Annotated in this window: 19 protein-coding genes; 7 read left to right on the top strand and 12 right to left on the bottom strand. The window is 39.3% G+C overall.

Annotation, left to right across the window (positions count from 1 at the left end):
* The first annotated feature begins 2 nt into the window (after positions 1-2).
* The 4 genes from cbiM to F606_RS0108845 are packed head-to-tail and all read left to right on the top strand — an operon-like array spanning position 3 to position 2,728.
* Positions 3-701: a cobalt transporter CbiM gene (gene cbiM / locus F606_RS0108860; protein ID WP_019553530.1), complete on the top strand. Its 699-nt coding sequence runs from the start codon at positions 3-5 to the stop codon at positions 699-701.
* Between the two features lie 2 nt (positions 702-703).
* Positions 704-1,039: a PDGLE domain-containing protein gene (locus tag F606_RS23455; RefSeq protein ID WP_019553529.1), complete on the top strand. Its 336-nt coding sequence runs from the start codon at positions 704-706 to the stop codon at positions 1,037-1,039.
* Positions 1,036-1,986 (top strand): cobalt ECF transporter T component CbiQ, encoded by a 951-nt coding sequence (cbiQ, locus tag F606_RS0108850; RefSeq protein ID WP_019553528.1) that lies wholly within the window; start codon positions 1,036-1,038, stop codon positions 1,984-1,986. Before F606_RS23455 ends, cbiQ begins: the two co-directional genes overlap by 4 nt.
* Entirely contained in the window at positions 1,964-2,728 is a 765-nt protein-coding gene (locus tag F606_RS0108845; RefSeq protein WP_019553527.1) for an energy-coupling factor ABC transporter ATP-binding protein, read from the top strand. The genes cbiQ and F606_RS0108845 overlap by 23 nt, the downstream gene beginning before the upstream one ends.
* Positions 2,729-2,807: 79 nt before the next feature.
* Here the strand turns inward: F606_RS0108845 and F606_RS0108840 are convergent, their stop codons facing one another.
* Positions 2,808-3,683 (bottom strand): O-acetylserine/cysteine exporter, encoded by an 876-nt coding sequence (locus F606_RS0108840; protein WP_019553526.1) that lies wholly within the window; start codon positions 3,681-3,683, stop codon positions 2,808-2,810.
* Positions 3,684-3,971: 288 nt separating this feature from the next.
* On the opposite strand from F606_RS0108840, the gene F606_RS0108835 reads away from it, so the two are divergent.
* Positions 3,972-4,577, top strand: a complete 606-nt coding sequence (locus tag F606_RS0108835; protein WP_019553525.1) for a GntR family transcriptional regulator — start codon at positions 3,972-3,974, stop codon at positions 4,575-4,577.
* A gap of 102 nt (positions 4,578-4,679) precedes the next feature.
* On the opposite strand, the gene mrdA is transcribed toward F606_RS0108835, so the two are convergent.
* Positions 4,680-6,485, bottom strand: a complete 1,806-nt coding sequence (gene mrdA / locus F606_RS0108830) for a penicillin-binding protein 2 (protein WP_019553524.1) — start codon at positions 6,483-6,485, stop codon at positions 4,680-4,682.
* Positions 6,486-6,703: 218 nt separating this feature from the next.
* On the opposite strand from mrdA, the gene kamA reads away from it, so the two are divergent.
* Together kamA and ablB are read left to right on the top strand one after the other, a co-directional pair.
* Positions 6,704-7,999, top strand: a complete 1,296-nt coding sequence (kamA, locus tag F606_RS0108825; protein WP_019553523.1) for a lysine 2,3-aminomutase — start codon at positions 6,704-6,706, stop codon at positions 7,997-7,999.
* Positions 7,996-8,886, top strand: a complete 891-nt coding sequence (gene ablB, locus F606_RS20855; RefSeq protein WP_019553522.1) for a putative beta-lysine N-acetyltransferase — start codon at positions 7,996-7,998, stop codon at positions 8,884-8,886. Before kamA ends, ablB begins: the two co-directional genes overlap by 4 nt.
* A 123-nt stretch (positions 8,887-9,009) precedes the next feature.
* Here ablB and F606_RS0108815 read toward each other — a convergent pair whose 3' ends face one another.
* The 10 genes from F606_RS0108815 to F606_RS0108765 form a co-directional block, all read right to left on the bottom strand.
* Positions 9,010-9,645 (bottom strand): NAD(P)-dependent oxidoreductase, encoded by a 636-nt coding sequence (locus F606_RS0108815; protein ID WP_019553521.1) that lies wholly within the window; start codon positions 9,643-9,645, stop codon positions 9,010-9,012.
* 173 nt (positions 9,646-9,818) lie between these two features.
* Entirely contained in the window at positions 9,819-11,540 is a 1,722-nt protein-coding gene (locus F606_RS0108810) for a methyl-accepting chemotaxis protein (RefSeq protein WP_019553520.1), read from the bottom strand.
* A gap of 240 nt (positions 11,541-11,780) precedes the next feature.
* Positions 11,781-12,974, bottom strand: a complete 1,194-nt coding sequence (gene bioF / locus F606_RS0108805) for an 8-amino-7-oxononanoate synthase (RefSeq protein WP_019553519.1) — start codon at positions 12,972-12,974, stop codon at positions 11,781-11,783.
* Complete coding sequence (locus F606_RS0108800) at positions 12,962-13,744, bottom strand: 6-carboxyhexanoate--CoA ligase (protein WP_019553518.1); 783 nt, start codon at positions 13,742-13,744, stop codon at positions 12,962-12,964. Before F606_RS0108800 ends, bioF begins: the two co-directional genes overlap by 13 nt.
* Complete coding sequence (locus F606_RS0108795; protein ID WP_019553517.1) at positions 13,734-14,219, bottom strand: hypothetical protein; 486 nt, start codon at positions 14,217-14,219, stop codon at positions 13,734-13,736. The genes F606_RS0108800 and F606_RS0108795 overlap by 11 nt, the downstream gene beginning before the upstream one ends.
* A 210-nt stretch (positions 14,220-14,429) precedes the next feature.
* Positions 14,430-15,569, bottom strand: a complete 1,140-nt coding sequence (locus F606_RS0108790) for a YibE/F family protein (RefSeq protein ID WP_019553516.1) — start codon at positions 15,567-15,569, stop codon at positions 14,430-14,432.
* A 90-nt stretch (positions 15,570-15,659) separates the two neighbouring features.
* Positions 15,660-17,162 (bottom strand): purple acid phosphatase family protein, encoded by a 1,503-nt coding sequence (locus F606_RS0108785; RefSeq protein WP_019553515.1) that lies wholly within the window; start codon positions 17,160-17,162, stop codon positions 15,660-15,662.
* A gap of 183 nt (positions 17,163-17,345) precedes the next feature.
* On the bottom strand, positions 17,346-18,134 hold the full coding sequence (locus F606_RS0108780; RefSeq protein ID WP_019553514.1) for a Cof-type HAD-IIB family hydrolase: 789 nt from the start codon (positions 18,132-18,134) through the stop codon (positions 17,346-17,348).
* Between the two features lie 102 nt (positions 18,135-18,236).
* Entirely contained in the window at positions 18,237-19,865 is a 1,629-nt protein-coding gene (locus F606_RS0108775; RefSeq protein WP_019553513.1) for a gluzincin family metallopeptidase, read from the bottom strand.
* A gap of 418 nt (positions 19,866-20,283) precedes the next feature.
* On the bottom strand, positions 20,284-21,966 hold the full coding sequence (locus F606_RS0108765; RefSeq protein WP_019553511.1) for a glycoside hydrolase family 13 protein: 1,683 nt from the start codon (positions 21,964-21,966) through the stop codon (positions 20,284-20,286).
* Positions 21,967-22,123: the final 157 nt, after the last annotated feature.

The raw sequence follows: 22,123 nt of genomic DNA, 5'->3' as shown, positions 1-22,123 counted from the left end.
AAATGCATATTCCCGACGGATATTTAAGTCCTTCAACCTGTTTGGCTCTAGGAGCTGTGATGATTCCTATATGGTATAAAGCTTCAGCCAAACTAAAAAAAGATTTGGACGTAAAACAAGTCCCCCTTCTTTCCATGGGTGCTGTATTTTGTTTTTTAATTATGATGTTTAATGTGCCGATTCCAAATGGTACAACCGCGCATGCCATTGGTGCTACGCTCGTTGCCATTATCTTCGGCCCCTGGGCTGCGGTTATTGCTATGAGTGTGGCACTCGCCATTCAGGCTCTTGTATTCGCTGATGGTGGCATTTTAGCATTTGGTGCAAATGCTTTTAATATGGCGTTTGTTGCCCCTTTTGTCGGCTATTATGTTTACAAATTCATCAGTACAAATGCATTACAAGGTTCAACCCGCCAACTAGCTGCTGGAGCCATTGCTGGCTATATCGCCATTAACTGTGCTGCTTTTGTTGCTTCTATAGAATTTGGCATTCAACCACTCTTCTTTACAGCCGCTGATGGTACACCACTGTATTGTCCTTATGGTTTAGATGTGGCAATACCTGCAATGATGGTTGCGCACCTCACCGTTGCCGGATTTATTGAGGGAATCGTAACCGCCGCGGCATTAAAATTCATGGCAGTGCAACCTGTGACAATGCTGCAATCACAAACAAATAAAAGGGAAGGGGTTGTATAACTATGATGAAACGTTATTGGCTGGCCATTGCGGCACTAATTATATTATCACCACTTGGGTTGCTTGCTGACGGCACAGCGTGGGGTGAATGGGGTGGTGACGATTTATCGGAAACACTAGGGTATATTCCACAAGGGATGAAAAATGTACAAGATGTCTGGGCAGGCATATTCCCTGACTATAGTATCGGCTTTCTCGGCGAAAGTTCTCTAGGTCAATCCATCGGTTATATCTTTGCCGCCATAATCGGTTCCGCAATGGTATATGGACTCTCTCTATTACTTACGAAAATGATAGCAGCAAAAAAAAACTCAACATTGTCTTGCTCCAATAAATGAACAGATTGGATCTGCCTGCGTGGCTCCAAAGTAATGATACCATAAGACTGCCTGCTGTCACCCACTCATGGAAACCACACAATTATTTAGAAAAAACATTGAAAAAAATTCATGCTATCTTGTCTGAAGACAATCGCTCTGTTCTAAATAATCAAGATGGATTACTCCAAAAACTTGAACCGCATATGAAAGTAACTGGTTTATTAACGGTTATTCTTTTAGCGGCTTTAACGCAAAATTTAGTATTTTTAATAATGCTGAATAGCATTATTTTATTTGCAGCATTACAATCGCGTATTCGGTTGGGCGATTACTTCGTACGCATTTGGCTGCCGATTTTCTTTTTTACTGGAATTGCCGTATTACCAGGCATAATCAATTGGGTCACTCCTGGTGATCCGCTTTATACTATATATAGCAATTTAACGTTTAGTGGACACTTCTTCACTTTACCAGAGGAACTAACCATCACCCGACAAGGTGTAAAATCGGCACTCTTTGTAATACTTCGAAGTGCTGCTTCTTTAGGTATTGCGATGCTTTTGATAAAAACAACCCGCTGGTCTGTCTTAACAAAAGTTTTGGCAAAATACGGTTTATCAAATATCATCGTGACAATTTTAGATATGACGTATCGCTATATCTATCTATTTTTGTTTATATTTATGGACTATGTATTAGGTCGAAAAAGCCGCTTAGTTGGTTTGGAAACACAATCATCAAAAATTGCTTGGATAGGCGGTACAATTTCTGATTTTTTAAGAATCACGATAGAGTACAGTCAAGATATTCAATATGCACTAGAATCCCGCGGCTATACTGGCATTTATTATGCAGAAGCAAAGGGGCCACTACATTTGATTGATTTTTGGTTTGCTGCGGCAATTATTATTTTGGGGTGTTATGCCTATGGAGGAATGAACCATGTCTGGATCTTTAGTCTATAATCTCCAAAATCTTTCGTATCGTTATTCATCAAATAAAACCGCACTCAATCAGATTAATCTCAAAATCAACGCCGGCGAACGAATTATGCTGCTCGGTCCTAACGGCTGCGGCAAATCAACTCTGCAAAAAATACTCGCCGGATTAATTTTCTCAACGGATGGCACGCTGACAGCATTTGATCGAAAAATCAGCGAAAATGCAATGAAAGATAAAAATTTTTCCGTTGTTTTTCGCCGAAAAGTCGGTTTTGTTTTCCAAAATTCAGATGTGCAGCTTTTTTGCTCCAGTGTCTTAGATGAAATTATGTTCGGTCCTATCGCCATGGGTTTAGAGCTGCATCAGTCCAAAAAACGGGCCCATGATCTGCTTGCCTATTGTGATATTGCTTCACTAGCACATGATTCGCCACATCATTTAAGTGGTGGGGAGAAAAAAAAAGTCGCCATTGCCGCTGTTTTGGCCAGCAATCCCGATGTATTAATCTTTGACGAACCAACAAATGGGCTCGATCCAAAATCACAACGCTGGATTTTGAATACGATAAATGACCTAAATCGGCAAGGAAAAACGATTATTCTAGCAACCCATCAGCTTAACTTCGTTCCCGAAATAGCGGATCGAGTTATTGTATTAGGTGATGATCATGAAATCACAGCTGAAGGTTTACCGCAAGACATCCTCAGTAATCGTAATTTATTGATTGCAACGAATCTGGTTGATCCTCAAGATCAGCCTTGCTAAGCACCTCCCCGCATACATAAAACTACATCTAACAACAAAAACAGCCTATGGTACAGTTTAAACTGCCATAGGCTATTTTTTATAATTTCCATCGCTGACCGAAAACATGCACTAAAAGGCCTGCCATCACACCAAGAGAGCCAAGCCCCTGCCAAAGAGAAAAAGTCTCCCCTAAAAAAAAGGACGCACTACTCATACCAACAATTGGCACTAATAATGCCCAAGGGGCAACCACCGTAGCCGGGTATCGCGACATCAGTCTACCCCAAAGACCATATCCGCCTAAAGTGGCAATGTAGGAAAGATATAAAACTGCACAAAGTGTTACCCCATCAAAATTTTGATAAGCAGTTCGCCAAGAAGCAATCCCCTCGACACAATAAGATAAAATGAAAAGCGGCACGATTGCGACAGCGCTCGCCCAAACAGCAAGTGACAGCATCGAAAAAGGCGGCAGGTTAAGTGTCGTACGACGCATCACAACATTACCAAGCCCCCAGCTCACCGCCGCCGCAAGCGTAAAAACAAAACCTGCCATTGTCATATTTCCATCTTGATTCATCCCAATCACACTCATACCCCCAACGGCAATCAACAGCCCTGCAATATGGTTCCAGCACCAGGATTCATGAAACCAGGCGATTGCAAAAAATAAAGTGAAAAATGCCTGTGACTGCAGCACCAAAGAAGCAAGTCCCGCTGGCATTCCAACCTTCATACCATAAAATAAGAAAGCAAACTGACCAACATTGATGCAAAGTCCTAATGTAAGCAGCCATTTCCAAGCAACAGGTGGTCGTGGCAAGAAAAAAATAATGGGCACAACCGCCAATAAAAAACGTAACGCCCCTAAAAGCAGCGGGGGTAAAACAAGCAAGCCAACTTTAATGGCAATAAAATTCACCCCCCAAGCAGTCACAACAAGCAAAGCCAATAAAATGTCTTTTCTCTTCATACTCATAAAAACTCCTTTTTATTCGCCAAAATTCACCGTAATAAATTTCTGAATACCCTTCTAACGGAGGGTCTATTGTTATTATATAAAAATTAAGTAAAATAGCCTATCTAAATTTTACTATATTGAACAAAAGACTTTATTGGCAATGATTCTCCTCGTTCTAACAATCTCAACATATTTTTAAGTTTTTAGTTCTGTGATTTTGTTTTAAAATAATGTATAATAAAAATTGTTTCAACAACGGCATTTTTTATTAAAATTATTTTTTATATGGAGGCATCATAAATGGATTTACCAGTATATCGAGCTATCGCACTTGATATCGCTAAAAGGATCGTCAATCAAGAATTCTTAGCAGGCACTAAGATATCAGGTAGAACCTTATTGGCCAGTCAATATAAGGTATCACCGGAAACGATTCGCAAAGCAATTTACATATTAAAAGAAAATAATATTGTCTCTGTCTCGCAGGGAAAAGAAGTGCTTGTGATTTCCACGCAACAAGCCGCTCATCTTCTAGACCACCATCAGGAAATAGATGCAGCTTATTCTTTAAAACAAGAATTAGAACGATTGATCAAAGAAAAAGAAGCCATTGATAAAAGATTTCATAAAGTAACCAATGAGATTATGCATTACTCTGATCGGCTAGAAAACATCACGCCGTATAATCCAATTGAAATCCAAATAGCTCCCCATTCCGCAGCAATTGGTAAATCACTACGTGAACTAAACCTAAGGCAATCAACAGGAACTCTAATCATCGCAATTCGCCGCGGCACGCAAGTTTTAATCGCACCTGGTCCTGATGATATTCTCGAAAAAGAAGATCGGCTTGTAGTAATCGGAACATTGGACAAATTAAACACGGTTACAACTTTTATTAACTAAAAAATACCATCGATCATAAAAAATGAAACTATAAAAGGGAAGACAAATTGGGCTGATTTTGATAACAGCTAAATTCGTCTTCCCTTTTTCTAACGAAAAATTTTATTGTATTTTAAAATAAGCTTCTAATATTTTTCTGACAATCGGTGCTGCGGATGCTGTACCATATCCACCATGCTCAACGAGAACTGCCACAACAACCTCTGGTTTATCAAATGGTGCATAAGCAACAAACCATCCATGGTCATCGCCCTGCGAATTTTCTACTGTTCCTGTTTTACTCGCAATTGGAATCGGGAATCCCTGAAAAACCGTAGATGCCGTCCCGCCGGACATGGCTACATCATGCAAAGCATTACGAATAGCCGTGAGCGTAGATGGTTGTATGGTAATCTGTCCTGTTTTTTCAGGAGAAAACTGCTTCACAATCTCCCCTTGATCCGAAACAATTTTATCGACCAAAAACGGTTTATAACGATCACCGCCATTGGCAATTTCACTCATCAGCATTGCAATCTGCAGTGGTGTCACTAATTGAAAACCCTGTCCGATTGCCGCATCAAACGTTTCAGCAAGATACCATGGTTCATCGTATGTTTTCTCTTTATATTCCTGACTAGCTACAATCCCACTCGCTTCACCCGCCAGATCAATACCAGTTGGTTTCCCTAAGCCATATAAATAAGCATATTGAGCTAAATTATCAATACCTACACGATTTCCCATCTCATAAAAATACACATTATCCGATTTTGCTAATGCTTCTTGGAAACTGATCCACCCCAAAGCCTCACCATCCGCATTCCCCTTTGGTATCAGCCAATGCTTGCCTGTATCTAATATTTTTTCTTCGGTCGTGACTTTGCCAAGTTCTAAAGCAGCCGTGCCTGTAACAATCTTAAACGTAGATCCCGGTGAATATTCGCCCGAAATCGCCCTATTTTCGATTGGATTAAATGGATTATTTATTATAACATCCCAAGCTTTTTTAGAGATGCCTCCGTTAAATAAATTCGGATTAAAATCCGGTTTGCTTACCATCGCAATAATTGCTCCTGTATTCGGATTCATAACTACAACGGCTGCGCCTTGTGCTTTTGTTTTATGCTGCGTCTGAAGCAGTTTCAGCTGCGTATCTACCGCTTCTTCGGCTGCTTTTTGGACAGATGCATCTATTGTCAAAACCAAATTATTTCCCGGAACCGGTAAAACCCGATGCAAGAGTTTTACCATTTGTCCCCCAGCATCCACTTCGACTCGATCCGCTCCAGCTTTACCCCGAATATATGCATCATATGTTTTTTCAAGACCTAATTTACCAATAAGATCCCCGCTCTTATACTCAGTAGGATTTTTCGCTAATTCATTTTGGCTGATTTCTCCTGTATAGCCAAATATTTGCGCGGCAAAATTACCATACAAGTAATTTCGGATGGGCTCCGTTTTTATAACAATCTGCGGAAACTCTTCTTTCTTTGCTTCAATCTGCGTAATCGTTGTCAAATCAACATCTTCTTTTATCTTAACTGGAAGAAATGGCAAACTATGCGGCTGTTGGATCTTTTCCTGAATTTCTAGCGAGTCCATATGCAATATGTCAGCTAATCTTTGTATTTCATCTGCAGAAATATTACGTGGGAACAACCACGCAGAAACCACAAAGCTCGGCCGATTCGAAACTAAAAGACTGCCATTTGCATCTAAAAACTTACCGCGCGGAGCCTCTATTGATACAGTCCGAATGCGATTCGTTTCCGACAAGCCTTCATAATATTGACCTGTAATAATCTGTAAAAAAGCAACACGTCCCAATAACAGAAAAATTATACTTACAACGATCCATTGTACAATCATTAAACGTTTTTGGATCATAGCTTCTCGAAAACGAACTTGCATTGAATCTTTCATAAACGGGTCTCCCCTCTAAACTAACAACCTAAATATTATCATAAAGTGCTAGTTATGTAAATAATCTTTACGGCTTTATAAGAGCTAAAATTGACAACTAACAGCTTTTAATGTATTATAGAGTTGTTAGTTGCGTTGGAATTATCCAGATGAATCAATCTAGAATTTCAACGCAACTTTTATCAAAAAAAGGATTTGACGAAAGGATGCGTTGTAAAATGTATTTACGTAAAGAAAAACTTATATCAGCATGGCAAGATGTGCCAAATCAAGACTGGAATGATTGGCACTGGCAGGTAAAAAACAGAATTACAGACGTAACTTCCTTAAAAACTAAAATAGATTTGACTCCCAGTGAAGAAAAAGGTGTTAATAATTGTTTGAAAACTCTGCGTATGGCGATTACGCCTTATTATGCATCTTTAATTGATACTGCCAATCCCGACTGTCCCATTCGGAAACAATCCATCCCGACAATGGACGAATTAGTCAACACGGTCTACGATTTGGACGATCCTTTGTCGGAAGATGCCGATTCTCCGGTTCCCGGAATAACCCATCGGTATCCAGACCGCGTATTATTTTTAGTTACAAGTCAATGTGCTATGTATTGTCGTCATTGTACAAGAAGACGGTTTGCCGGTACTACAGATCAGGCAAGAAGCCCTGCCCAAATCACTGCGGCTATCGACTATATTGCCAAAACACCTGTAATTCGTGATGTTTTAATATCCGGCGGAGATCCGTTTCTGCTAAGTGACGAATTTATTGAATCTCTATTAATACGGCTTCGCAAAATCCCCCATGTAGAAATTATTCGTTTTGGAACACGTACCCCTGTTGTAATGCCACAACGAATTACCGATAAACTATGCAATATGCTAAAAAAATATCATCCAATTTGGGTTAACACTCATTTTAACCATCCAAATGAAGTAACTGCTGAATCCACTGCTGCTTGTGAAAAGCTTGCTGATGCCGGTATTCCTATAGGAAATCAAACCGTCCTGCTGCGTGGTGTAAATGATTGTTCTTATATACAGAAAAAGCTGGTACATTTATTAGTGCAAATGCGTGTTCGTCCCTACTATCTATATCAATGTGATTTATCAAACGGTATTGATCATTTTCGTACATCTGTCTCCAAAGGAATTGAAATTATGGAAATGCTGCGCGGACATACCTCAGGTTTTGCTGTACCGACTTATGTAATAGATGCACCTGGTGGAGGTGGAAAAATCCCGGTTGGACCACAATATGTAATATCCCGATCCGAAAAAAAAGTAATACTACGTAATTATGAGGGTATTATTTCCACCTATGCAGAATCAACTCATAAACAAAGCAAGTGCCACGAATGCGGACTCTGTGAAGAATATAAAAGCAAAAGCAGCAAAATCGGCATCGGCAAATTATTTTCTGATAAAAAAATCAGTCTGATTCCTACCGACAACAACCGTGAAAAACGCCGAAAATCTTTTTCTCAGTTTAAACGAAAAGGAGAAAAATTATGATTTTAACACAAAAAGAACCCATCGATAAACTTTTAGATGAAGCCCATCAGCTAAGCTACCACGCAACCAAAGAAACGGACACCTTTAAAGTTCTCTTCTTTATAGATTTTGTAAACAATAGACTAAAAATCGAAGACTATACCTGTGAAAACTATGATGATTTTGTTGGATTCTTAGAAACAACTGCCCAAAAACACAATTTATACAAAATCATTATCGTTGCAAAACAAAAAGATTGGGAAGCTTTATTTGTTCGCGATTTTTTGCTGGAAGCACTTCACCCATCTTTTTTTAAGGGTGAACCCGGCTTTCACTTAGCAAAATTCACCAATATAGAAAGACAGGAATCGAATCATCGCCTGATTGAAAAAGCTTTATTGAAAAAAGTCCAAGAAAGCCCTCACACAAGCAGAGATTTACCATCTGAATATAGCATTAAAACAGCTGACCCCGTCTCAATTCCTGAACTTTCCAATTTATATACCAGTGTTTTTTCAACGTATCCATCACCAATGAATGACCATACCTATCTAGAAAAAATCATGCAAAAAACTTCTATTTTTAAGATAATGCTGTATCAAAATAAAATCATTAGTGCTGCATCAATTGATGTAGACCAACGAACCAGCAGTGCTGAACTTACTGACTGTGCTACTATTAAAAAGCATTCCGGCAAAGGTCTGATGTCACATTTAGTCAAAAGCCTCGAAAGCGAGGCCAAACAACTACAACTTATAACATTGTATTCTATAGCGCGTGCTAGTTCCATTGGAATGAACAGCGTTTTTTTTCATAATATGTATAACTACTATGGCTGCCTGATAAACAATTGCCATATCTGCGGGCAATTTGAAAATATGAATATTTGGTCAAAAAGAATAAACTAACAACTCTATTTCTGGCAGCCTAATAGTCTAGATGCAATTTCTTTAATGCATTATATATAACAAAAAAATAAAAAGATCTCCTGTTATCATCTTTATATTGATAACAGGAGACCTTTTTGTTTTTTATGCTTTTTCACCAACAACCGTAAACCGTTTACGAATATGAGCTTTCTTTTCAACTTCATCAACAAGAGCAATCGCATAATCCGCATAGGATATATAACTTTCACCCGCTGCATTTTCAATCAAATTGTCTGCCCCCAGCTTGTAAGATCCAGTGCGGTTTCCTGCATAATCAAAATATGCGGCCGGACTCAAAAACGTCCACTGAATACTGCTTTGTTGTAATTTTTTAAAAGCTTCCGCCATATTCGATGCCGTTGGATAATATTCTTTCGGGAAATTTTCTGTATCCAGTAAACGAACTTTCTTATCTGGATCAACAAACAAACTCGCCGCTCCACCAACAACGATAAGCCTCACCGACGGTAATTCTTCAAAAATTTTCGTCAGATGAGCCAATGCGCTTTGATGAAGTTCTTCTTTTCCAGGTGGTGCATTAAAAGCATCAACGACAACATCATACTGTTTTAAATCGGCTGCCGTTAGCTGAAATAAATCCTTTTCTACTGTCGTTACTGCATCTGTAATTTTAGTTTTATCTCGAACAATTGCCGTAACCTCAAAACCTCTTGTGCTGGCTTCTTTTAAAATCATATTTCCCTGCTTACCACTCGCGCCAATAATTGCAATTTTCATATTCATAAGCTCCTTTATTATCTATTTCTATCTTATAAATACAATGATAACCCAATTAGCCCCTTATGGGAAGTAGACACTCTAAAGTGCCATAGTATCAAAAATGATACCATGATACTTATAAAAACACCGTGCAGACAATATGACTGCACGGTAAAAAAATCAATCTGTACTTAAACTTTAAACGTTCGGATCGAATGTTGTAATTCTTCTGCCATCTGTGCCAGATGTTCACTGGCCGAGGCAATTTCTTCAACGGTTGCCGATTGTTCTTCGGTCGCCGCTGATATATTCTGTGTCTGTTCAGACGTTTTCTGACTTTCCTTATCAATATTTTCTACAGAAGTTACAACATGCTGCGTGCCACTGGTAACTTCTTGCAGGGATGCGGAAATTTCATGAATTTCTTTTGTCATTTCACTAACCATCAGCAAAATTGCACTGAAATTATCACCAGCTGCCTTAACGACTTCCGCACCTCGATTGACTTCATTTTGACTGTCACTCATATAGGTAACAGCATTATCCGTTTTTTCTTGTACTTCATTGATCAATCCCGTGATTTGCTTCGCCGCTTCCTGCGATTGCTCAGCTAATTTTCGAACCTCTTCCGCCACAACAGCAAAGCCGCGACCAGCCTCACCAGCTCGAGCTGCTTCAATGGCTGCATTTAAAGCCAAAAGATTCGTTTGGCTGGCAATACTTGCAATCACTTCAACAATTTGGCCAATTTGCTTGGATTTAGCTTCCAGTTCACCGATAACACCCGATGTACTTTTTGTTTTTTCTTCAATAATTGACATCTGCTGAACTGCTTTGCGAATTGCTTCGCCGCCTTTATTAGCCGTTTCTGCTGTTTTTTCTGATGAAGTAGAAACCACTAGCGTATTATCAGAAACCTGATTAATTGCTTTTGCTATATTTTCGACCGCTGTATTGGCTTCATTGGCCAAATGCAATTGCTGCTCAGCACCTTGCGCTACTGCTGTTACAGCTCCAGCTACCTGATTGGACGCCTGAGCCGACTGTTCTGCATTGGCTGTCAGTTCTTCCGAAGAAGCTGCGAGTTGTTCCGAGGCCTGCGCTAATTTTTGAATCAAGGCCCTAACATTTTTATTCATACGATCCACGGCTGCTGATAAAACACCAAATTCACTTTTATCAGCTAAACTATCAGCTGGAACGTCACGAGAAAAATCACCTTGGGCAATTTCTTCTAAAAACCCTACCGCTTGCTTTAGGCGCATTGCAATACGTTTAGCAATAACAATGCCCAAAATAAGTCCTAAGAAAATAGAGCACAGCACGATAATACTAAAGGTAACATTCGCTCCCGTAAAATCTTTTTTACTATCTTCATTCGTTGCCGCCGCTTGTTGTTTCGCCTTATCACTCATCGCTAAAAGATCCTGACTAAATTTTTTCGATAATGGATCTCCCTGCTGTTGATATAAACGATATGCATCCTCGTCTTTATTTTGAGCTGCAAGTTCTAAAACTTTTTTGCGAACTTCGCGATATTTCACTAGATCTTCACGTACATTCTTCAAACTCATCTGTTCATCACCCGATAAGCCAAGTTTTTCATATGCACTTAAATTTTCATCAAACTGTTGACCACGCTTTGTAATATCAGCCTGCAATTTTTGGATATCCTGTGGCTCTTTTGCCAAAATCATAGCAAACATATTTGACTCAATTGCACGAGCATGATTGCGATTTTCTGTTAATAAATTAACGGCCGCAAAATTCTTGCTATACATGGATTCCATATTTTCATTCGTTTTGTTTAAAGAAACATACCCCGTAATCCATACTGCAACCAGACCAACCATAAAAATCGAAATCAGTAATGCCAGTTTTTTTGCTACATTTAGATCATTCAACAACTTCAAATAAACCCCTCCTATTTATACATAAGTCCTATTGTTCATTTCTGAATGTTAAGACAAATTAACTGTTATTCCATGATATTTTTGAAACAATATAGTTAAGTATATAAAATTCAAGTCTTTTTATTAATAGGAACAAAGTCCCTTGTTTGTGTTTTTGCTTTTTTTGTAACTAAAAAAAGCAAAAAAAATTCTAGTGACAACTCGTATCACTAGAGATTTATTTTCATTTTTGTAAGAGCCCTATCGGGCAAAAGGTTTCACCAATCCCATTTTTATCGCAGTATGAATTATAAGATCACTGGCTTTATCTATATCTGCCACTGAATGCGCCCCTGTTATCGTCAAGCGCAATCGGCTGCTCCCAACGGGAACCGTCGGCGGACGAATCGCTGATACAATCAATTTTTCAGCATAAAGTTTTTCGGCAAAGTCCATAGCCTGTGAAGCAGTGCCAATTAGAATTGGAAGAATCGGTGTCTCACTTTTCAGTAAGGGAACACCAGCCAGCCTTAATTCATCTTTCATTATAGCAGCTTTCACAGCCAATTTTTCCACTCGGTATGGCTCTGTTAGCAAAATCTGCAATGCAGCACTAGCTGCAGCAAGCGTTGCTGGGGACAAAGCGGTTGAAAAAATAAAGCTTCTGGCTTTATTAATCAGATAGTCAATAACCAATTGACTGCCCGCTGCAAAGCCTCCTTCAGAAGCCAAAGCCTTACTCAATGTGCCAAGTTCCAGCGAAACCCTCCCGTTAAGTCCATAATAAGCTGCTGATCCCCGGCCCCCACTGCCAATAACGCCAGTAGCGTGTGCATCATCTACGATCACAAAACCATCATATTTTTCTGCTAAATAAACGATTTTATCCAGACAAGCAATATCCCCATCCATACTAAATACACCATCCGTTATAATAAAACGCTGCCCGCTGCAAGGTATATTTTGAAGCAAATCTGCCAGCGCTGCCATATTACTATGTGGATAGATAACCGTTTTTGCTCTCGCTAAACGACAACCATCAATAATGCTCGCGTGATTTAAAGCATCACTAAAAATAACATCTGCTGCTGTATTGGCTAAAGCACTAATGGTTCCGATATTCGACATATATCCAGAATTAAATATTAAAGCAGCTTCCGTCTGTTTAAACTGGGCGATATCCTTTTCCAATCGTCCGTAAAGCGGATGGTTACCACTCGTCAATCTAGATCCACCTGAACCTGTACCATATTCCTCTATAGCAGCAGCTGCCGCTGCTTTAACCGCCGGATGATGCGTCAATCCCAAGTAATTATTGGATGCCATCAATAGATATTTTTCATTTTTTATGTAAACATGCACGGGATCAGCAAAATGGAATTCATGAAGTTGACGTAAAACAGCTTCTGCATGCATGGAAAGCAGCTGCGTTTTTATCTGTGTTAATTTTTGCATGGATCACAGCCTGCTTTCGCTTGTGGTCTAATTAAAACAGGTGTGTTTTCTAAATAAGAAACCAATGCTTCAATATTCGTATCTGGTTTAATAAAAAATGCCCGTCCGCCATTTGGACTATTCAACAATTTTAAATGTGGAATTCTATAATACCCCGATTGATTGGCTACGTAGCCTGTTGTATAAGTCAAATCGTCCGACCAGCAAAGTTCCGCCATAACACCTGCTGCAGATTGAACTTTAGAAGCCAAAACTACAGCCTCACGAACATGCATATCCAACAAGCCACAATTTCTAAGCACCATTTTATAGGCAGGCAAATCTGCAACATCCATATTACTGACTCGAATTCCTCGTTGTGCCGCTGCGTCCAGCCGTTGCCCGGTCGTTGAAGATAACAGCATCGCTCCATGCATACTTTCACTGAGTCCAGCTAATTGTTCTATCCCCGATAGCGCTGCCGCTTTCGTTACCCCCGAACTTATAAGTTTTTCCACTGCAGCATTGCGCCCTGATAACATCGTATCCGCTGCAAGCGTGGAGATTGCCAGCTGCCTAATATAAACAATATTCTGCGGCACAATTTGTTCAATTTTTAAATTAATAAAATCAGCGCAGCCACGATCATGTTGAAATGCTCTTTCGATCATGGCTTGGACACTTCTTGCAATTTCTTCTTGATTTACAATACGTTCCGCACCAGAAATATGTTTTCCACCCAATTCATGTGCTCCACCTTTCGCTGAACGCATTTTAACGCTATACAACATTTGTAAGCATCCTTTCTGCGGTTTGTCGAACTCGACGTAATACCAACGTAAGTGGCCAAGCTGCCAAAGCTGTATAAATCATGCCGGGAATAGCTGCAAAAATAACAACCCAACCGGCCTGCCCTATAATGCCTATAAAAGCTAAACGAGCGATAAAGGAAGCGATCGGGCCCGCAATAACAATAACAAACAACGATGTCCCCCCCAAATAGAAAACGATTCCAATAACAACCCGAAACAATAATGCAATGGCCACATTTAAAACAGTTTGTGTCCCCAACAGAAGAACAAGCGTACTAGCTATAACACCCGCAATAAAATACCGTTGAAACCCATAAGCTGCACAAATCGCTACAGCTAAAGGCGCCGATAGTTGAAATTCAGTTCCAGGAATAAACCCTGGGATCTTGAACGAACCTGAAATTGCAATAAGTGCCGCAAGTAACGCAGTGGTAGTCATATTTCTTAGGCTCATAAAAACATCCCCCCCCTTATACTGGTCAACCTTATTTTAAAACAAGGTTGACCAGTATATTATAATTATAGATACTCTAATTAGCTCCATGATCACCCTTACGAAATTAGCAACCTTGAGTCTACCAATCTGAATTATAAAAGAAAAAATTGTAAAAGTCAATTGTAAACCTTTTATTTAAAGTGGTTTACAATTGACTTTTATTTTTCTTTATTCTGCACTGGCCTTTTTCAATAAAAGTGCGGCCATCACAGCCACCATCGGTACAGTGAAAACAACGCCCAGACTGCCGGAAATCCCCTGCATAATTTCAATGCCCATCGAATTTGAATTAAGGACCTGTCGATATGGTAGATCATAAACATAATTCAGGACTAGAATACCTAATGAACTTCCCGTAAATGCCAAAATCAAGGTGGTCGCCATCGTTCCCATGATGTCACGCCCTACATTCATACCGCTTTCAAAAAGCTGCCGTCTGGTAAGCTGAGGTGTCTTATCATGTACTTCACTGACCGCTGCCGCAATATCCATAGCTATATCCATTACCGCCCCCAATGTCGCAATTAAGACACCCGCAAACAACAATCCACCAATATCGATTTTCGTATTTTGCCCCACAAAAAGCAATGCTTCAATATTAGAAACATTATAGCCTGAAATACTGGCAAAATAACCAAAAACAGCGGCTGAGGTTCCGGCAATGACAACACCAAAAAATGTACCAAGGATTGCCGCTAGCGTCTTACGATTCAAGCCGCCAATCAAGCTCAGACTCACAGTTACTGTAACCACAGCAGTTATACTGGCTGCCAAGAACGGAGAAATACCTCGAACCAGCATTGGTAAAAACAGATATACGATACAAACCATCGTGAAAATCAAAGCCCCCGCTGATTTCATACCTTTTTTCCCACCGATCACACAAAGTGACAAAAGGAAAAAACCAATAAAAGCATAAATTGGCAAAGCACGATTTACACTATAAACTGTAACCATTTGGCTATCTCCGGCTAAACTAACGATGGCAACGACTTTCCCGCCCACAGTGCAGGCTGCACCAAACAAAAAACCATTGGCACTTGTCGCTTCAACCGTTTTACCCGATAGCACACCACTATCGATCTGAAGCCTTACTTTCTGATCCCCGATTCGCATGCCATTTTCCTGCATATTATCTTCCAGAATATCCAATACCGTCGCATTTTCAAACGTTCGTCCGCCCGTATTCACTAAAACCGGTTTTTCCACTTGCTGAAAAATATATAAAAAAGTTGCCAAGCCAACCAATATAGCGATCGTTCCCAGCCATACATAAATACGTTTATGCTTTAATCTGCTAAATCTCATCTGCCATCGATCCTATCTCCTGAATTTCCAAAAAGCTGCGATAAAGTTTCATCACTTTACCGCAGCTTCGCTTACCTAAAATAACATTTTTTATTTTTTTACGATACTGTACGTATCGTCAATTGCCTTACCGGTTCCTACATCATACGTTGTAATGGCGAATGTATCTGCGGTAATATTTACCACTGAATACGTTGGGCGCCAGCTCTGATTACGAGCTGCGATATAATCCTGCTGGATTGGCAATAGCTCATAATATTTCGATCCCGTAGCAGAGTTGGCTGTCATATAGAAAACACCCTTAGGATTTGTAACTTTTCCCTGACGCATATCAGCAATATTGTAGCAATTATTTTGTGTTAAAAAATCCGCCCGTGTCTGCTCATTTTTTAAATCCACCGTCTTGTCAAAGGCCTGATGTTGTTTGCTGTCCCCCGTTAACTGATACGTTCTTGCATAAGTATGATCATGTCCCTGCAAAACAGCATCAATATGATTTGCATCAAATATTGGGGTAAGCTGCGTACGAAGAATGATTCCATCTGAATCCGAATGATCAAGCCCTGAACCATAAATGTCTTGATGAATCATCACAATACGCCATTTAGCCTTCGGATTAGCGGCAATAGCCTTTTCGATAAGAGCTTTATGGTCGGCTGCATTATAATTGTTTGTATTAAGGACAATGAACAAGGCATTGCCGTAACTATAATAATAGCCATGTCCAGCTGCAGTTGGACTCTGTTCTTCTTTAAAAGGGTTCGGTGTATTAAAATGGTTCTGATACCCTCTTGTCAAAGAATCATGATTACCAATCGTTGTGGAAACTGGTAAAGAACGAAGTGCCGCAGCTGACAAGTATCCGGAATATTGGTATTCTTGCTGCTTGATCTCATCCGGTGTATTATTTTTTGCCACTTCATTAATTTGATCACCCGCCGAAATCATAAAACTGATTTCAGGATGCTGTGTAAGCGCTGCATTTAATGTTTTGTTCCAGTTATAAGCATCATTTCGCGCAGCTAACTCCGAATTCTGTTTTTGATCACTGCCTACAGGAACCTGCCCTGTCGAAGCACCGATCTGTGGATCACCAACAAACAAAAAAGAAAAATCAGACAAGCTTTTTGTCTTATACTCTTGCGGTTTCTGCCAAGTTCCATCAATCTTCACTTGATACCAGTAGGTCTGATTCGCCTTAAATCCGTCAGCAACAACTTTATTCGCATAATATTGAATGCCTTCTACAACGGACCCAGTCTCGGATGTTCCTGAAAATTCTTTTGCATTCTTCATCGAAACATCTTTCGCCACACGAACCTGCGCCCCGTCCATTTTCGAATACCAGGCAAAATTCAGCTGGCTCGCATCACTCCCGGGAGACAGGGAAACCTGCTCATGATTTGTTTTTGTATCATCCCAGGCAGCTTTCCAAGCTTGCCAATCTGTATCTGCAGACACTTGCGTTTTTGTCACAGCTTGTGGTGTTAATGAAGCATCATTCCAATGTTCCGTAGCTGCAAAACTAGTCAAAGTTCCCAAACTTATCGCCGCAAAAATGGCCGCTGTCAAAATCCTTTTTTTTGTTTTCATATTTCCATTTCCCTCCAATTATATTTAAACTGGACTACGATGGTACTAATTTTCATCATACGCTGTTACGTACTAGAAATGGTTATGATTTTGTTATATTATTGTAAAGATTATAGACCAAATAAACGCATAAAAAAAAGCGACAAAAAATTCATTTTCGCCGCCTGCTGAATCAATATTTTTTTAGAGTATATATTCTAATATGCCTTGTGCTACACCATCATGATGCACAGAATCTACTGTATAATCCGCAATCTTCTTCAGTGAAGCATCCGCATTATCCATAGCAAAACCGTACCCTACAGCCGCCAGCATTTCCTTGTCATTTTTACCATCGCCAAAGGCATAACTGTTTTCCAGCGGAATATCCAAAGCCTGCAAAGCCCGCTGAATGCCCGTCGCTTTTGTTTGTGCTTTCGCATAAAGTTCAAAGTTCAGCTTATGACGTGGATCGGTCATGAATTCCATTTTATCATTCACAAACGACATACATACATCCAATCCTTGCTCATTCTTCGAAATAAATTCCATTTTATAAACATCTAAATTTCTCGCATCAAAATCATACACAAACCGATTTTTTGCTATTTCAATATCTTCATAAAAATCGTCCAGCTGTTTGAATTCCGGCTTTAAATAAACATGTTTCGTCCCTTGCAATATATATTCCACTTGATGGTCATCACACTTTTTACAAGTGCTTGCTACATAAGCTTTATCCAGTGGTTTTTTATAAAGCACCTGATCTCCCATGATAACGGCTGCACCATTCATCAATACATATCCATCAAAGCCAAATTCAGTGATTTCTTTATCTAAAAAAGCAAATGGTCTGCCTGAAGCAATAAAAGTATAATGCCCCGCATCCTGCAGCTGACGAATGGTTTTTTTTGTTTTAGCGCTCATCGTCATCATGCCTTTGCTTATATCAATCAATGTGCCATCCACATCAAAGAAAATCGCTTTTTTCATACATTACCCTCACTTTTCCCTGTGATTATATATATTCTATTATATATGGTTTGTCCCCATAATACCAGTACGGTCACACAAAAGAAAATAAACCGGCTCCGCTTACTTGTTCCTTGATAAATATTTCGCTAAATATGCCTCAAACACAACATCAAATTCTGTCGGTGTCATACCATATACTTCAGTAAAAGCTTTTTCAGCATCACCTGTAGCTTGAACCTGTTGTGTCCAATTATGAATTGAAGCCACACCATACATATCCACTAAGTAACAAGCGGCCAATTCAGCGACTTCATCAACCGTACCTTCGCCATAGGTTTTTACGGCATTTTCCCAGCCATCAGCCGTTTCCAATTCTAGCAAACTTGGTCTTGTATCTGCTTTTGCCAATAGGCGAAACCATGTTTTTTTATACATATTCAAATTGGCCAGACCTGCTGACTCAACGGTGTAAGCCGCTGTAACATAGATACTTCCATTACTAAACCAGGTCAGCTTTGCTAACTGTTCTTGTGAAGCGGTTTGTTCTTGAAAATAACTAATCAAGATCATAGCCGGCACAAAAACACGCTGCTCTTTATGAGATAAACTCGTCATATTTAAAACAACGGTATGCCCATAATTATAATAAAGGCTTTTGCCTGCCCGTTTTTCAGCCTCTGCCAGGCTCAAACCCAATTCACGTTGCAGCGTCATTCGATATCCTGCTTCATTTGTAAGGATGATTTTTTGGGAAGCACGCAGATCACTGCCCCACTGATTTTTTAAAAACTGCCGCGTCAGCATAACACTATTTTCAACATCCTCATAATAAGCAGCCGATACACCATCTTGTCGAACAATTTGCAGCGTGGTTGGCTCAGACAGCTGATTAGAAAACCATGCTTCAAAATCACTTAAAAATACATCTGGTTTTTTTTGAAAAACCTTTTCAAATGCTTTTTCACCATTTCCCAGTTGACCTACTTCCCGAAAATATGCAGCAATTAATTCATATTTTTGATTATCTGGTACAGAAGCAAGCAGATAAAACACCATCAAATCCGCGATACGATAGGATGATTCGTCCTTTTCCATAAGTTTTACCCATTGATCCTTGTTTGCATGAAACACCTCGCCTGGATTTAATTGGTCGCTTTTACTGCGCAAAGCATTGATGCGCTCGACCGGAAATTGCCGCATCGGTAAATAGCCACTTTTCTCAGCCATACGAGCACCCATATAATCAGCCGTACCTTCCGTCAGCCAGCGCAAAGCTTTATCACCTTTATCATGTGATAATTGTGCCTGTAGCTGATGAAATAGTTCATGTCCCATGGTAGCTACGCGATTTTGTGACAAACGCATATTATTCGAATAACCATTTAGCGCAACGACTTTCAGGTCGGCATTCGCCATACCGCCGGTTACTTGCGCTTCTCGATCAATATTTTTCTCTTTCATATGAAATTCTTTTTGCAAAACAGATGCATACTGCTCCTTGGTTGGACAGATGAAAATCTTGATGTCCCTATTTAATGTAACCTTCATATCTGCCTGCAAAACCTGATTAAATAGATCCGCCGTTTTTTGTACATCATCCTGCATCACTGCATCTGTCCCATCTTGCGCGACAACTTGAAAAATTCCCGAACTCTGTTTTTCGGGCCACATTGTATTTGAGTAAAAAGCCACCCAGGACAATAGACCGAAAATAATACATATATTCACCAAAAACTTCACTTTTTTCAAGTACATTGTCTCCTTTGCTATGACCATTACAGAATATCTTTTTATTTTAACAGATCGTATGCAAAAATGCTCGAAAAAAAACATCCTATAAAAAAGACATAAAACATGTCTTTTTATAGGATGTTTTAACGATTCATCCAATTATTTCTTTTTGATAACCGCAGGCACTTCACTCAGTTTCATACTTCTCGATATACTTGTAAAAGTAAGCAGCATGCTAAAAAACATTAACATTGCTATAATTTTCATATACATGATCTCCACTCATAATTTATTTTATAGATACGCATTAAATAAATGACATCCAGCCTATTCGTCTGTCATATAAAATATTTAATACAACTTATATAGTATATTTTACAATTCATTTCTTTGATCTCTCTTTGATTTTGGAAAATACAGGCAAATATTTTTTTATTTACAGCAGATTATACACACAGGCTTCATATGGCTTCAAGCAAATCCGATCGATATTTTCTTGTATATCATCCTTATAATTACCAATCACAAATTCAGCTTTCGTATACGAAATATCCTCTGGTAAATGGAAAGTCACAGCATGAGCAAAAAAGTTTAAAACGACCAACCATCTTGTTTTTCCAAATTCGCGCATAAACGCGTAAATTTTCCCATCGTTTTCCAAAAGAAGTCGATACGATCCGTAAACAATAATTTCATGTGTTTTCCGCAATTCAATCAATTGCTTATAATAATAATAAATGGAATTCTCATCACGTTTAGCAGCTTCCGCATTGATTTCTTTATAGTTCGAATTCACACCAATCCATGGTTTTCCCTTTGTAAATCCGGCATTTTCTTCCTGATTCCATTGAAATGGCGTCCGCGCATTATCCCGGCCACTGCGATAAATAGCTTCCATAACAGCTTCTTTATCCTCACCACATTCTATTACTTTTTCCTGATACATATTCAAAATTTCAATATCACGATAATCCTCAATCGACGAGAATTTCACATTGGTCATGCCAAGTTCTTCCCCCTGATAGATATATGGTGTCCCTTGAAGCATATGATTAAACGTTGCCAGCATTTTTGCCGACTCCACCCGATAAATTTTATCATTGCCAAAGCGGCTGACCATACGCGGCGTATCATGATTATTCAAATATAAACTATTCCAGCCTCGATCTGCCAAACCGATCTGCCACTTACTGATAATCCGTTTCAGTTCCAAAAAGTTCCATGGTTTAGAGTGCCATTTGTCCTCATCGGCACGATCCAAATCCATATGCTCAAACTGAAAAATCATGTTCAGTTCATGTCGATCTTGGCCTGTATATAATATAGCATCTTCAACACTCGCTCCTGGCATCTCACCAACCGTTAAGATATCATAATTCGTCAATACGTTTGCATGCATTTCCTGTAAAAATTCATGAATTCTCGGCCCGTTGATAAAAAACTGCCCGCCTGCCTGGTAAGCTCGTCCAGCTACTATTGAAGCATCTGGCAAAGATTGTACTTTTGAGAGGAAATTAATGACATCCATCCGAAAGCCATCAACTCCTTTTGCCAGCCACCAGTTCATGATAGTGTAAATTTCCTTACGCAAAGCTGGATTCTCCCAATTTAAATCCGGTTGTTTTTTCGAAAACAAATGTAAATAATAAGCATCCGTTTTTAAATCATATTGCCAGGCTGACCCACCAAAAAATGACTCCCAATTATTTGGTTCCCTTCCATTTTTTGCTGAACGCCAAATATAATAATCACGTTTTGGATTGTCTTTGGATGATGCAGATTCAATAAACCATTTATGTTCATCAGAACTATGGTTTACCACTAAATCCATAACAATCTTCATGCCACGATCATGAATTCCTTTTGCTAAAACATCCCAATCGACCATCGTACCAAAATCTTGCATAATCGCCTGATAATCACTGACATCATACCCATTATCATCATTTGGTGACTGATATACCGGTGACAGCCATAGTACATCAACCCCTAGATCCTTTAAATAATCAAGTTTTTCATAAATCCCCCGCAAATCACCAATGCCGTCACCATTGCTGTCATAAAAACTGCGCGGATAAATCTGATAAACTACACTTTCTTTCCACCATGTTTTTTCCATGATACCAGCTCCTCACTGCATTATTCGTGGGATATTATTTCAATAAATACTGTTCTTGTGTTATCTACACTATAACACTTTATGAAGGAAAAATGAATGTCCCTTTTTTATCATAAACCAATAAGCAGCAAAATAAATTTGTCAACCATCAGAATCT

Source organism: Propionispira raffinosivorans DSM 20765, assembly GCF_000381065.1.
GTDB classification, from domain to species: domain Bacteria; phylum Bacillota; class Negativicutes; order Selenomonadales; family Selenomonadaceae; genus Propionispira; species Propionispira raffinosivorans.
The sequence above is the reverse complement of the archived record's forward strand: the minus strand, read 5'-3'. Positions and strand labels throughout refer to the sequence as shown.